The sequence below is a fragment of the Serratia sp. PGPR-27 genome (assembly GCF_022678525.1).
Classification (GTDB): domain Bacteria; phylum Pseudomonadota; class Gammaproteobacteria; order Enterobacterales; family Enterobacteriaceae; genus Serratia; species Serratia nematodiphila.
On the sequence record NZ_JALBYS010000046.1, the window covers coordinates 25,984 to 38,867 of the forward strand.

13 protein-coding genes, 2 pseudogenes and 1 riboswitch are annotated in these 12,884 nt (G+C 61.1%); of the genes and pseudogenes, 12 read left to right on the plus strand and 3 right to left on the minus strand.

Annotation, left to right across the window (positions count from 1 at the left end; all coding sequences use genetic code 11):
- The first annotated feature begins 2 nt into the window (after positions 1 to 2).
- Both lipB and lipA read left to right on the plus strand, forming a co-directional pair.
- A complete protein-coding gene (gene lipB / locus MMS95_RS20870) occupies positions 3 to 671 on the plus strand; it encodes a lipoyl(octanoyl) transferase LipB (protein WP_015376934.1) in 669 nt (222 codons plus the stop codon).
- Positions 664 to 1,629: a lipoyl synthase gene (gene lipA / locus MMS95_RS20875; protein ID WP_004940018.1), complete on the plus strand. Its 966-nt coding sequence runs from the start codon at positions 664 to 666 to the stop codon at positions 1,627 to 1,629. The genes lipB and lipA overlap by 8 nt, the downstream gene beginning before the upstream one ends.
- Positions 1,630 to 1,722: 93 nt before the next feature.
- On the opposite strand, the gene tatA is transcribed toward lipA, so the two are convergent.
- Positions 1,723 to 1,938, minus strand: a complete 216-nt coding sequence (gene tatA / locus MMS95_RS20880; RefSeq protein WP_004940019.1) for a Sec-independent protein translocase subunit TatA — start codon at positions 1,936 to 1,938, stop codon at positions 1,723 to 1,725.
- Between the two features lie 218 nt (positions 1,939 to 2,156).
- On the opposite strand from tatA, the gene MMS95_RS20885 reads away from it, so the two are divergent.
- Positions 2,157 to 3,224 carry a diguanylate cyclase gene (locus MMS95_RS20885; RefSeq protein WP_075685620.1) on the plus strand — a complete coding sequence of 356 codons (1,068 nt, stop codon included), beginning with the start codon at positions 2,157 to 2,159 and terminating at the stop codon, positions 3,222 to 3,224.
- 1 nt (position 3,225) lies between these two features.
- Here MMS95_RS20885 and MMS95_RS20890 read toward each other — a convergent pair whose 3' ends face one another.
- Positions 3,226 to 3,654, minus strand: a complete 429-nt coding sequence (locus MMS95_RS20890) for a GNAT family N-acetyltransferase (RefSeq protein ID WP_021504626.1) — start codon at positions 3,652 to 3,654, stop codon at positions 3,226 to 3,228.
- Between the two features lie 83 nt (positions 3,655 to 3,737).
- Positions 3,738 to 3,800: riboswitch (Fluoride riboswitch) on the plus strand.
- A 79-nt stretch (positions 3,801 to 3,879) separates the two neighbouring features.
- Here MMS95_RS20890 and crcB point away from each other — a divergent pair.
- The 3 genes from crcB (at position 3,880) to MMS95_RS20905 (ending at position 6,345) form a co-directional block, all read left to right on the plus strand.
- The gene (crcB, locus tag MMS95_RS20895) at positions 3,880 to 4,263 is read left to right on the plus strand and encodes a fluoride efflux transporter CrcB (protein WP_004940022.1); all 384 of its coding nucleotides are present in this window, start codon (positions 3,880 to 3,882) and stop codon (positions 4,261 to 4,263) included.
- Between the two features lie 288 nt (positions 4,264 to 4,551).
- Positions 4,552 to 5,148, plus strand: a complete 597-nt coding sequence (locus tag MMS95_RS20900; RefSeq protein ID WP_021504627.1) for a TetR/AcrR family transcriptional regulator — start codon at positions 4,552 to 4,554, stop codon at positions 5,146 to 5,148.
- A 6-nt stretch (positions 5,149 to 5,154) separates the two neighbouring features.
- Positions 5,155 to 6,345: a multidrug effflux MFS transporter gene (locus MMS95_RS20905; protein ID WP_033633939.1), complete on the plus strand. Its 1,191-nt coding sequence runs from the start codon at positions 5,155 to 5,157 to the stop codon at positions 6,343 to 6,345.
- 57 nt (positions 6,346 to 6,402) lie between these two features.
- Here MMS95_RS20905 and cspE read toward each other — a convergent pair whose 3' ends face one another.
- A complete protein-coding gene (gene cspE, locus MMS95_RS20910) occupies positions 6,403 to 6,612 on the minus strand; it encodes a transcription antiterminator/RNA stability regulator CspE (protein WP_004940030.1) in 210 nt (69 codons plus the stop codon).
- 344 nt (positions 6,613 to 6,956) lie between these two features.
- Here cspE and MMS95_RS20915 point away from each other — a divergent pair, with 344 nt between their 5' ends.
- From MMS95_RS20915 to MMS95_RS20940, 6 genes and pseudogenes are all read left to right on the plus strand, one after another.
- Entirely contained in the window at positions 6,957 to 8,120 is a 1,164-nt protein-coding gene (locus MMS95_RS20915) for a M20 peptidase aminoacylase family protein (protein ID WP_015376927.1), read from the plus strand.
- Positions 8,121 to 8,309: 189 nt separating this feature from the next.
- A pseudogene (locus tag MMS95_RS20920) lies at positions 8,310 to 9,635 on the plus strand (LLM class flavin-dependent oxidoreductase).
- 26 nt (positions 9,636 to 9,661) lie between these two features.
- The gene (locus MMS95_RS20925; RefSeq protein ID WP_242142205.1) at positions 9,662 to 10,582 is read left to right on the plus strand and encodes an ABC transporter substrate-binding protein; all 921 of its coding nucleotides are present in this window, start codon (positions 9,662 to 9,664) and stop codon (positions 10,580 to 10,582) included.
- Between the two features lie 9 nt (positions 10,583 to 10,591).
- Complete coding sequence (locus MMS95_RS20930; protein ID WP_015376925.1) at positions 10,592 to 11,119, plus strand: GNAT family N-acetyltransferase; 528 nt, start codon at positions 10,592 to 10,594, stop codon at positions 11,117 to 11,119.
- A gap of 31 nt (positions 11,120 to 11,150) precedes the next feature.
- The gene (locus MMS95_RS20935) at positions 11,151 to 12,038 is read left to right on the plus strand and encodes an amino acid ABC transporter permease (protein WP_004940038.1); all 888 of its coding nucleotides are present in this window, start codon (positions 11,151 to 11,153) and stop codon (positions 12,036 to 12,038) included.
- Positions 12,039 to 12,047: 9 nt separating this feature from the next.
- Positions 12,048 to 12,875, plus strand: a pseudogene (locus MMS95_RS20940) (amino acid ABC transporter ATP-binding protein).
- The last annotated feature ends 9 nt before the right edge of the window (positions 12,876 to 12,884 follow it).

Consider the following 12,884-nt stretch of genomic DNA (forward strand, 5'->3'; position numbering starts at 1 on the left):
CGATGACTCTTTTGCAACCAGACAAGATCATTTTGCGTCAGCTGGGGTTGCAGCCCTACGCGCCTGTATCCCAAGCCATGCATAACTTCACCGACAGTCGTACCGAGACTACGCCGGACGAGCTGTGGCTGGTGCAGCATCACCCGGTATTCACCCAGGGCCAGGCCGGCAAAGCCGAACACGTGCTGATGCCCGGCGATATCCCGGTTGTCCAGAGCGATCGCGGCGGCCAGGTGACCTACCACGGGCCGGGCCAGCAGGTGATGTACGTGATGGTCGATCTGAAGCGCAATAAGGTCGGCGTACGCCAATTGGTCACGGCGATAGAAGATACGGTTATCAACACCCTCGCCCACTTCCGCCTCGCATCGCGCGCCCGTCCGGATGCGCCCGGCGTGTACGTGGGGGAGCAGAAAATCTGTTCGTTGGGTTTGCGGATCCGCAAAGGCAGCTCATTCCACGGCCTGGCCCTGAATGTGGCGATGGATCTCAGCCCCTTCCAACGCATCAACCCTTGCGGTTACGCCGGCATGCAGATGACGCAGGTCAGCGCGCTGGCGCCCGGCGTTGGCATTGAAGACATACACCCAATCCTGGTACAGGAATTTGTTCATTTACTCGGCTACCAGACGGTCGAGCTTCGTAACTGGAACCTGCACGATTATGAGTAAACCAATTCAGATGGAACGCGGCGTCAAATACCGCGATGCTGACAAAATGGCGCTGATCCCGGTCAAAACGGTGGTCACCGAACGGCAGGAGCTGTTGCGTAAACCCGAGTGGATGAAGATCAAACTGCCTGCCGACTCTACGCGCATTCAGGGCATCAAAGCCGCGATGCGTAAAAACGGCCTGCACTCCGTCTGTGAGGAAGCCTCGTGCCCTAACCTGTCCGAGTGTTTCAACCACGGTACCGCCACCTTTATGATCCTCGGCGCCATCTGCACCCGTCGCTGCCCGTTCTGCGACGTGGCTCACGGCCGCCCGATCGCGCCGGACGCCAACGAGCCGGAAAAGCTGGCGCAAACCATCGCCGACATGGCGCTGCGTTATGTGGTGATCACCTCGGTTGACCGCGACGATCTGCGCGACGGCGGCGCTCAGCACTTTGCCGACTGCATCTCGGCCATCCGCGCCAAGAGCCCGAACATCAAAATTGAAACGCTGGTGCCGGACTTCCGCGGCCGTATGGATCGCGCGCTGGAGATCCTCACCGCCACGCCGCCGGACGTGTTCAACCACAACCTGGAAAACGTGCCGCGCGTATACCGCCAGGTGCGCCCGGGCGCCAACTACGAGTGGTCGTTGAAGCTGCTGGAGCGCTTTAAAGAAGCGCACCCGGATATCCCGACCAAATCCGGCCTGATGGTTGGCCTGGGCGAAACCAACGCGGAAATCATTGAAGTGATGCGCGATCTGCGTCGCCACGGCGTGACCATGCTGACGCTGGGCCAGTACCTGCAGCCGAGCCGTCACCACCTGCCGGTGCAGCGCTACGTCAGCCCGGCCGAGTTTGACGAGATGAAAGAAGAAGCGATGGCGATGGGCTTCACCCATGCCGCCTGTGGCCCGTTCGTGCGTTCGTCTTACCACGCCGATCTGCAGGCCAAAGGGATGGAAGTGAAATAACGCGTAATAGTTTGTTACGCTAAAGACGGCGAAAACGCCAAAAAACGGATGTCCGCAAGGCATCCGTTTTTTATTGTGCGCCATCAGACGAGATTAAACGTCTTTCTTCTCGACGCTCTGCTGCGCGGACTGGCTTTCGGCGGCATTGTTGCCGGCGGCCGGCGGCGTACTGTCGTCGCCTACGGCTTTTTTAAAGCCTTTCAGCGCCGCGCCAAGATCGGCGCCGAGCGTGCGCAGTTTGCTGGTGCCGAACAGTAAAATCACCAACACCGCAATCACCAGAAGTTTGGTAATGCTGATACCTTCCATACTCACCTTCTTATCATAGAGCGCTGCGTGAACAGCGAGAAAAACTGACCTTGCCTGCGAATATTTAGCGACTTTCCTTCAGCTCGCACAACCGCAACATGTAACAGAGTGAGATCCGTCGCAGGAATGCCACACGGCTTCACGGCGTGAATCCCAGACTATTCTTAGTTTATCACCCGCATGCTACTCTGCCGTGATGCTTATCAGGGAGATGCCGGATGTATATTGCTCCACCCATTTTCGATGCCCGAAAATCCGGCCTCAGCTTCGCCAAACGCACCTATCTGCCCCGCGTCGCCGGTCTGGGGCTCGGCTTTATCTGCGTTTGCGCCGCGCTCTACCCCTTGGCTCCGCCCACGGCGGTCTGGCTCTTGCTGGCCTTTCACGGCTTTCTCTGGCCGCATCTCGCGTACCGCCTGGCCTGCCGCGCCAAAGATCCGTTCAAAGCCGAAATTCGCAACCTGTTGATCGACTCCGCTTTCGGCGGCTTCTGGGCGGCGATGATGGCGTTCAACGCGCTGCCCGCCATCGTCATCCTGTCGATGATGAGCATGAATAACATCGCTTCAGCCGGCAAAGCGCTGTTTGTCAAAGGATTGGCCATTCAACTGGCTACGGCGATGCTCACCGCCGCGCTGCTCGGCTTCCCATTTCACCCGCACAGCACGGCGCTGCAAATCTATCTGTGCCTGCCGATGATCTACCTTTATCCGACGCTGCTTGGGCTGGTGACCTACCGCACCGCCAAACGGTTGGCGGAAAAGAAACAGGAGCTGCAGCGCATCAGCACCCGCGATGGGCTGACCGGCCTGTATAACCGCCGCCACTGGGAGCACCTGCTGCATCGCCAGTTCGACAGCTGCCGCCGCTACCAGGACAACGCCACGCTGATCCTGATGGATATCGATCGCTTCAAAACCATCAACGACACCTTCGGCCATCCGCTGGGAGATGAAGCCCTGGCGGCGTTGGCGGAAGAGCTGCTGATCGGCATGCGCAACGTGGATATCGTCGGGCGCTACGGCGGCGACGAGTTTGGCGCAGTGCTGCCGAACACCAGCGCTGAACAGGCGGAAATCGTTCTGCGCCGTATCCAGCAGCGGCTGGACGCGGTCAGCTTCAAGGAGGCGCCGCAGCTGCGGCTGCAGATCAGCGCCGGCATCGCTAACTTCCACCCCGCGCTGGGCGGCTATCTGGACTGGCTGAAAGCGGCCGACGGCGCGCTCTATCGGGCGAAGCAGAATGGCCGCAACCGGCTGGAAACGGCAGCGCCGCCAGGGGAGTAACTTACTGACTTAATAACTTGGCAAAATACTTCGGCGCTTCGACAAAGCCTTCACGCCGGTAAAACGCATGCGCCCGCTCGCGGCGGCTGTGGCAATGGACTTCCAGCCGATCGCAGCCGCGACGGTGCGCCAGCGCCTCGCCTGCCGCCAGCAACCGCCGCCCTACGCCCGCGCCGCGCGCCCGATCGTCGACGCAAAAATAGCTGATGCGGCCAATGTCGCCGGCCAACGCCAACTGCGGCAGAAAATGCAGCGACAACACGCCCAGCACTTGTTCGCCCTGCTCCGCCACCAGCAACGCCTCGTCCGGGTGCGCCAGAAGTTGGTGCATCCGCTGTGTCAGAAACGCCTCGGTGCCAGGATAATCCAGCGCCGCCATTAATTCAGCGATAGCGTGCCGGTCGCTCAGACGCGCCGTTCTGATTTCCATCCGTTTTACCTCGCAGAGTGTCGATACTACAAAATAGGCGGCATTAGGTGTAACATCCACCGGGTGCGGCGAAAAAGGCCGTGCGGCACGCTGGAGATGACATTCCTCCCTAACCGCCTTCACAGGCTGATGATGTCTACGTAACCTCTCGGAGAGAGGCGCGTAGCGTTACGCCTGTCCCTTTCCGAGCCTCGTGAATTTCTCTGATTGAAAGGTAGTTGCCCCATGTTGAGCTCTTTACTGGCCGTATTTATCGGCGGCGGCGTCGGCAGCGTTTTGCGCTGGGCGGTAAGTATGAAAATGAATCCGCTGAACGCCCACATTCCGCTCGGTACGCTGATGGTCAATCTGATCGGTGGTTTTATCATCGGCCTGGCGATGGCGATTTTCACCCGCATGACGCATCTGGATCCCACCTGGAAATTACTGATCACCACCGGATTCTGCGGCGGCCTGACCACCTTCTCCACCTTTTCGCTGGAGGTGGTATACCTGATGCAGGACGGCCGCTTCGGCTGGGCGCTGGCCAACATGCTGCTCAACCTGGCCGGCTCGCTAGCGATGACGCTGCTGGCCTTCATGCTGGTGATGTGGGTCAACGGGCGCTAAGCCCTTAATGTTTCCTTAATCTTGCATGCGCATAATCTCATCCAGTACCCCTGACTGGATGAGAAATCGCTATGTTTAGCCTGCCGAAAACCGCCGCCGAAGCGATCGCCGTTGCGCTGTGCGTGCTGATCGTCGCCACCTTTATCAAATCCTACCTGTTCGCTTAAACGCCTTTTATCGCAGCACGCGTTCATCTTGCGTCTTTCCGGTCGGTTACACTACAATTGAGAATGAACGTTCACACCCAAAAATGTGAACCCGGCTCACGCGTAGCAAAGGATCGGGCAGATGCTCCCCCCCAACGACAGTAAACAGGCCAAGGTGCAGGCGCGCCGCGATCAGATCGTCGAAGCGGCGAAAACCAGCTTTCGCCGCCACGGCTTCCACGCCGCCAGCATGGCGGAGATCGCCCAAGGCTCGCAGCTTAGCGTCGGGCAAATCTATCGCTATTTCGCCAATAAAGACGCGATCATCGAAGAGATCGTCAACCGCATCATCACCAGCAAGATGCAGCGCCTGGAAAACCTTGGCGATCACATCAACCTGATCGCCGGTACGCTGGCGGCGCGCACGCTGTTTCAGCAACCGGGCGAGAGCGAAACCGATCACATGCTGATGCTGGAAGTGACCGCCGAGGCCACGCGCAACCCGGTGGTGGCCAAATTGCTCAGCGATGCGGAAGCGCGGCTGTTTCGCCACGTGTGCCACAACCTGCAGCGGCTGTATCCCGATTTCAGCGCGGAAGAGATCGCCGCCCGGGTGGAGTTTATCGCCGTCATGAGCGAAGGCACCGGTTACCGTATCCTTACCACGCAAAAAGCCGATGCGTCCCTGCTGCGCGATCTGTATCAGCAGGCCATTTCTCACCTGTTCAGGAAATCTTAATCTCCCATGACCAAACACTTAGCCAGACAACGTCTGGTGTACGCCGTCGTGCTTGGCCTGTTGGCCGCGCTGGGGCCGCTGTGCACCGATCTCTATCTGCCCGCCCTGCCGGAAATGGCGGGCGAGCTGAATACCTCCACCGCCGCCGCTCAGCTCAGCCTGACCGCCGGGCTGCTCGGCCTGGGCGTCGGCCAGCTGATTTTCGGCCCTTACAGCGACAAACTGGGCCGTATGCGCCCACTGCTGCTGTCGCTGATCCTGCTGCTGGGCGCTTCGCTGTGGTGCGCACTGGCGCCCACCATTGACCAATTGCTGATCGCCCGCCTGCTCCAGGGCATCGCCGGCGCCGGCGGCGCGGTGATTTCTCGCGCCATTGCTCGCGATCTGTACGCCGGCCATGAGCTGACCCGTTTCTTCGCCTTGCTGATGCTGGTTAACGGCCTGGCGCCGATCGTCGCGCCGGTGCTGGGCGGCGTGATGCTGCAGGTGATGAACTGGCGCGGCATCTTCGGCGTACTGGCGGCCATCGCGGTGCTGCTGTTCAGCCTGTCGGCGCTGAAGCTGCGCGAATCCCTGCCGGTAGAGCGCCGCAGCCAGGGCGGTATCCTGGCGATGCTGATGTCACTCGGCGGGTTGCTGACCCAGCGCTATTTTATGGGGCTGTGCCTGACGCAGGGCTTCGTAATGGCCGGCATGTTCGCCTATATCGGCGCTTCGCCTTTCGTCTTGCAGCAGATCTACGGCCTCAGCCCGCAGATGTTCAGCCTGTGCTTCGCCATTAACGGCGTCGGGCTGATCATTGCGGCGCAGCTGGCCAGCCGTCTCAGTTCACGTTGGGGGGAACGCCGGGTGTTGAGGGGCGGGTTAACGCTGGCGGCCGTCGCATCGCTGCTGCTGTTGTTGGCCGCCGCGCTGCATGCGCCGTTGGTCGTGTTGCTGGTGCCGCTGTTCTTCTCGGTGGCGGTGATCGGCATCGTCGGCCCGACCGCCTCGTCGCTGGCGATGCAAAGCCAGGGGGACAAAGCCGGCAGCGCGTCGGCCTTGATCGGCGTGTGCATGTTCGCGCTCGGCGCCTGCGCCGTGCCGCTCACCGGGCTGGGCGGCACCTCAGGCCTGTCGATGGCGCTGACCATCGTCGGCTGTTACGCCATCGCCATCCTGCTGTTCAGCCAGTTGGCCCGCCGCAGCGAAGCATAACGCGCCCAATAAAAAACCCGCTCAATGAGCGGGTTTTAAGAAATTCAGCTACGCAGCTTAGATAGCAGTAACGTTAGCGGCAGATGGGCCTTTGGCACCGTTCGTGATTTCAAATTCTACACGCTGGCCTTCAGCAAGCGTTTTGAAACCGTTGCTAACGATGGCAGAGAAGTGAACGAAAACGTCCTTGCTACCATCTTCCGGAGTAATGAAACCGAAGCCCTTGGATTCATTAAACCACTTAACGCTACCTTTAATCTTAGACATCAAACTTACCTTTAACGTGAATGAAAGACACAAAACCTGTGTCGATTACAGTACAGCAAGCAGGCAGGATTTTGTCCACCACCGCGATCACAGAAATCCGATAAAGAGTGAAAAAATCCGTGTTGCCCGGTGTAAATGCATTGCACCGGTTGCGATACGTTACCGTTCCAGGCCAATCTTCTCCCTGCGCCGGCGAACAACGCGCGAACGCCTAAACCTGCCCTTTCCCCCATCGTTGACGCGCCGTGCAGACACAATCGCTATGAAATATAACCAGATGGTCTTTTTGCTTCGGCGGCCCCTGCACTAGGGTTAGGGTTTATTTCCCACTGTGAGCCAAGCCTATGACCAGCCAGTTGGCAGACAAGATCATCGCCTATCGGCGTGAACTGCACCAAAATCCGGAGCTTTCCAATCACGAATTCGCCACCACCGCCCGCCTGACCCGCTGGCTGCAAGAGGCGGGCATTCGTATTCTGCCGTTGGCGCTGAAAACCGGCGTCGTGGCGGAGATCGGCAGCGGCAAGGGGCCGATCATCGCCCTGCGCGGCGACATCGACGCCCTGCCAATCGACGAAATCGCCGACGTGCCCTTCAGCTCGCAAAACAGCGGCGTGATGCACGCCTGCGGCCACGACTTTCACACCTCGGTGATGCTCGGCGCCGCGCACCTGCTCAAAGCGCGTGAGGCCGAGCTGCCCGGCACGGTGCGCATCTTCTTCCAGCCGGCGGAAGAGACCTTCAACGGCGCCCGGCACCTGATCGACGCCGGCGCGCTGGATAACGTCGCGGCGGTATTTGGTCTGCATAACGCGCCGGAGCTGCCCACCGGCACCTTCGCCACCCGCGCCGGGCCGTTCTACGCCAACGTCGATCGCTTCCAGATCCGCATCACCGGCAAAGGCGCCCACGCCGCCAAACCGGAACAGGGCGTCGATACCATCGTCACCGCCAGCCAGATCGTCGGCGCGCTGCAGACGCTGCCCAGCCGCAGCTTCAGCTCGCTGGAATCGCTGGTGGTGAGCGTAACGCGCATCGAAGGCGGAAATACCTGGAACGTGCTGCCGCAAACCGTCGAGCTGGAAGGCACGGTGCGCACTCACAGCGACGCGGTGCGACGCCAGGTGCCGGATAAAATTCGCCAGGTGATCGACGGCGTCGCCGCCGCGCTCGGCGCGCAGGCCGAACTCCACTGGCAGCCGGGACCGCCGGCGGTGATCAACGACGCCCATTGGGCGGCGTTCAGCAAAACCGTCGCCGCCGAAGCCGGCTACCGGGTCGAAGAGGCGGAGCTGCAGATGGGCGGCGAAGATTTCGCGCTGTATCTGCATCACGTGCCGGGCGCGTTCGTCAGCATCGGCTCCGCCAGCGAATTCGGACTGCATCATCCGCGTTTCAATCCCGATGAGCGCGCCCTCTTCCCTGCCGCCCACTATTTTTCGCTGCTGGCGGAGCGCACGCTGCAACAATTAACCACCGCAGCGAAAAAAGCCCTCAGCAACGCCTGAATAACGTGAAATAGTATTTCTCCGACGCCGCTGATGCCGCGTCGGGGATTATTATTTTCGCTCGCCGTGATATTTGCAGTTTTCAACATTTGAATATGCTGTTTTGTTGTTTTACATCCCGTTGCCGCTCATCAATAGTGGACGCATCAGACACCGCGCGCCTTTGCGGCGCATGACAGGATAATCACGATGAGCGACAACGCGAATAATCAACGGCAATTACGGCTGGGCGCCATTCTGCACGGCGCATCGGGAAATATGTCCGCCTGGCGCCACCCGGACGCCACCGCCGACGCCAGCATCAACCTCGAATTTAATATCGCCTCGGCGAAAAAAGCCGAACAGGGCAAATTCGATTTCGTCTTCGTCGCCGATGGCTTATATATCAACGAAAAGTCCATTCCGCATTTTCTTAACCGTTTCGAGCCGTTGACCTTATTGGCCGCACTGTCCGCCGCCACCGACAAAATTGGCCTGGTGGGCACGCTCTCCACCTCCTACAGCGATCCGTTCACCGTCGCCCGCCAGTTCGCCAGCCTCGATCACCTGAGCGGCGGGCGCGCGGGCTGGAACGTGGTGACATCGCCGCTGGAAGGTTCGGCAAAAAACTTCTCGCGCGCCGAACACCCGGAGCACAGCCTGCGTTACCGCATCGCCGGCGAGTTTCTCGACGTCACCAAAGGACTGTGGGACTCCTAGGAAGACGATGCCTTCGTGCGCAATAAGGCCAGCGGCGAATTTTTCCGCGCAGGGAAACTGCACACCCTCAATCACCAGGGGGAGTTCTTCTCGGTGCAGGGGCCGTTGAACATCGGCCGCACGCCGCAGGGCCGCCCGATCCTGTTCCAGGCCGGCGCCTCCGAAGACGGCAAACGGCTGGCGGCCAAGCACGCCGATGCGATCTTCACCCATCACGACACGCTGGAGCAGGCGCAGGATTTCTACCAGGACGTGAAGCGGCAGTTGGTGGAACAGGGGCGCGAACCGGACGACCTGCGCATCTTCCAGGGCATCAGCGTGATCGTCGGCAATGACGACGCGGACGTCGAGCGTCAGTACCAGGAGACCGCCCGTCTGGTCAGCATCGAGAACGCCCTCAACTACCTTGGCCGCTACTTCGAACATTACGACTTTTCCCGCCATCCGTTGGACGCCCCCTTCCCGGACATCGGCGATTTGGGGCAAAACAGCTTCCGCAGCACCACCGACGCCATCAAGCGCAACGCCCGCGAGCGGAACCTCACGCTGCGCCAGGTGGCGCTGGAAGCCGCCTCGCCACGCCCGGTGTTCAGCGGCACGCCGGAAGCGGTGGCGGACGGCCTGCAACGCTGGTTCGACGGCGAAGCCGCCGACGGCTTCATCATCAGCGGCGGTACGCCCAACGCCTTCGGGCACTTCGTCGATCGGGTGGTGCCCATCCTGCAACAACGTGGCCTGTTCCGCCGGGCGTACCACGGCGATACGCTGCGCGAACACCTGGGCCTCACGCGCCCGTTGAACAGATTCACCCAATAATAAGATCGTTTTCAGGGATACCCGCTATGCAGAAAATCGTTACCGCCGCTCTCGTGGCGGCCTTGCTGAGCCTGACCGACGCCGCGCAGGCGGGCACCGGCATCGATTTACAGGCCAATGAAACCCCGATCCACGCGCCGAAAAACCCGCAGGCGATCGCCAAACTGCCGGCCGATTTCCACTTCGTGAAGCCGGGACAATTCACCGTTGCAATCGCCGCGCTCAACACGCCGCCGCTGGCGCTGTTCGCTGCCGACAACCGGCGGCTTATCGGCAGCGAAGTGGATATCGCGCAGCTGGTGGCCGACAGCCTGGGCCTGGAGCTGAACGTAGTGCAAACGTCGTGGGAAGACTGGCCGCTGGGAGTGGTTTCCGGCAAGTATGACGCGGCCATCACCAACGTCACCGTGACCAAAGAGCGCAAAACCCGCTTCGACTTCGCCACCTACCGCATCGACTCGCTCGGCTTTTACGTCAAAACCGGCGGCAAGATCGCAACGATCAAACAGCCTGCTGATATCGCCGGATTAAAGATCATCGTCGGCTCCGGCACCAATCAGGAAGCCATCTTGCTGGCGTGGGACAAACAGAACCGGCAGCAGGGGCTCAAACCCTTCCAGCCGATCTACGTGACCGACGATGCGGCCGCCACGCTGGCGATCCAGTCCGGCCGGGCCGACGCCTACTTCGGGCCGAACGTGCTGGGCGCCTATAAAGCGGCGCTGAACGGTCGCACCCGGCTCGCTGGCACGGTGGAAGGCGGTTGGCCCAAGGCGGCGCACATCGCCGTCACCACCCGTAAAGGCAACGGACTGGTGCAGGCGGTGAACGAAGCGCTGAACGGCGCGATCCGCGGCGGACAGTACGATCAGGTGCTCAATCGCTGGGGCGAGAGCGTCGAACGCCTTGCGCAGTCGGAAATCAACCCGCCCGGCCTGGGCGATTAGGAGCGCGCAATGACGCAAGACACCTTCATTCAGACGTTGCCGACCGACCCGCTGATCGCCCCGGTGATCGAGGGGCTGTTCGGCGAGTATCGCCAGCGTTACGGCGACTATTTTGGTGACCAGGAACCGGAACCGCTGGACCTGTATGCACCGCCGCAAGGGGCCTTCATCGTGCTGCTGCGCGCCGGTGCGCCGATCGCCATGGGTGCCTTCAAACGCTATGACGCGCAAACCGCCGAGCTGAAGCGCATCTGGACCCGGGGCGATCTGCGCCGCCAGGGCCTGGCGCAGCGGGTGTTGCAACAGTTGGAAACGCTGGCGCTGGCGCAGGGGTATCGCCGGCTCTACCTGACCACCGGCTTTCGCCAGCCCGAAGCGGTGGGCCTGTACCTGAGCAACGGTTATCAGCCGCAGTTCGATCCCACCGTTGACAGCGAGGTTTACAGCCGCCCGCCCTACGATGGCCGCCTGCCGTTCCGCAAAAGCCTGATTGCAGAGGACGCGTGTTGTTGCGCGTCGGAAAGGAAAATCGCCTAAACCCCCTTTATCTGTAGTCAGGAGACATGACATGTCCAAACAAGAAGTCTTGAAAGTGGTGCCCGCCCGCTATCCGCTGCGGCTGATCGGCGCCCTGTTCTCGCTGTTTATTCTGGCCGCCATCGTGCAATCGGTGGCGGGCAACGCGCGCTGGGAATGGGGCGTGTTCGCCGAGTGGTTCTTCGCCCCGGCGGTGCTGGCCGGGCTGGGGCAGACCCTGCTGCTGACGCTGCTCGGCACGCTGTTCAGCATCCTGTTCGGCACCCTGCTGGCGCTGGCGCGGCTGTCGCGCTCTTACCTGTTGGCGTCGCTGGCCTGGGGGTATATCTGGCTGTTTCGCTCGCTGCCGCTGATCCTGGTGCTGATCATCCTGTATAACTTTTCCTATCTGTACGACGCCATCTCGCTGGGCATTCCCTTTACCTCGGTGGTGTTCGCCAGCTACCCGACCATCGATATCCTCGGCCAGTTCGCCGTGGCGGTGCTGGGCCTGACGCTGGTGCAGTCCGCCTATACCGCCGAGATCATCCGCGGCGGCATCCTGGGCGTGGATTACGGCCAGCACGAAGCGGCGGCGGCGCTGGGCCTGCCGGGCTATCGCCGCACCTTCCGCATCATTCTGCCGCAGGCGCTGCGCTCCATTATTCCGACCGGATTCAACGAGATCATCAGTCTGGCGAAAGGCACTTCGATCGTTTATGTGCTGGCGCTGCCGGAGCTGTTTTACACCATCCAGGTGATCTATAACCGCACCCAGCAGGTGATACCGCTGCTGATGGTGGCCACCGTCTGGTATCTGTTCATCACCACCGCCCTGTCGGTGATCCAATACTACATCGAACGCTATTTCGCCCGGGGCGCGGTGCGCGAACTGCCGCCGACGCCCTGGCAGAAACTGGCCGGCTGGCTAAAACGTTAGGAGACCCGCATGTCTGAAGCCATTGATTATTACGCCTTGCCCGAGCAGCCGGCGCGCAACCTCACCCCGGTGCCGGCGCGCGGCCTGATCGAAATCAGCAACGTCAGCAAGTTTTTCGGCAAACACAAGGCGCTGGACGACGTCAGCCTGACGCTGCAGCCGGGCACCGTGACCGTGATCCTCGGCCCTTCCGGCTCGGGCAAATCGACGCTGCTGCGGGCGATCAACCACCTGGAGCGCGTGGACGAAGGCTTTATCCGCATCGACGGCGACTACGTCGGTTACCGCCGCAAGGGCAACCGGCTGTACGAGCTGAAGGAAAAGGCCATCCTCCGGCAGCGCATCAACGTCGGCTACGTGTTCCAAAACTTCAACCTGTTCCCGCACCTGACGGTGCTGGAAAACATCATCGAAGCGCCGGTGGTGCACAAAATTCACTCCCGCGAACGGGCGAAGGCGGTGGCCTATGAGCTGCTGGATACCGTCGGGCTGCGTCACAAGGCGGATGCCTACCCGCGCCACCTCTCCGGTGGCCAACAGTAGCGCATCGCCATCGCGCGCGCGCTGGCGCTGAACCCGAAGGTGATCCTGTTCGATGAGCCGACCTCCGCGCTCGATCCCGAGCTGGTCGGCGAAGTGCTGGACGTGATTAAGGGATTGGCGGATCTGGGCGTCACGCTGGTGGTCGTCACGCATGAAATCGGCTTTGCGCGCGAAGCGGCGGATCGGGTGGTGTTTATGGTCGACGGGCAGATCGTCGAACAGGGCGACGCCAGGCAGGTTCTGGCTCAGCCGCAGCACCCTCGCACCGTTAACTTCCTTAACAAAGTGCTGTGATCGTCGGGG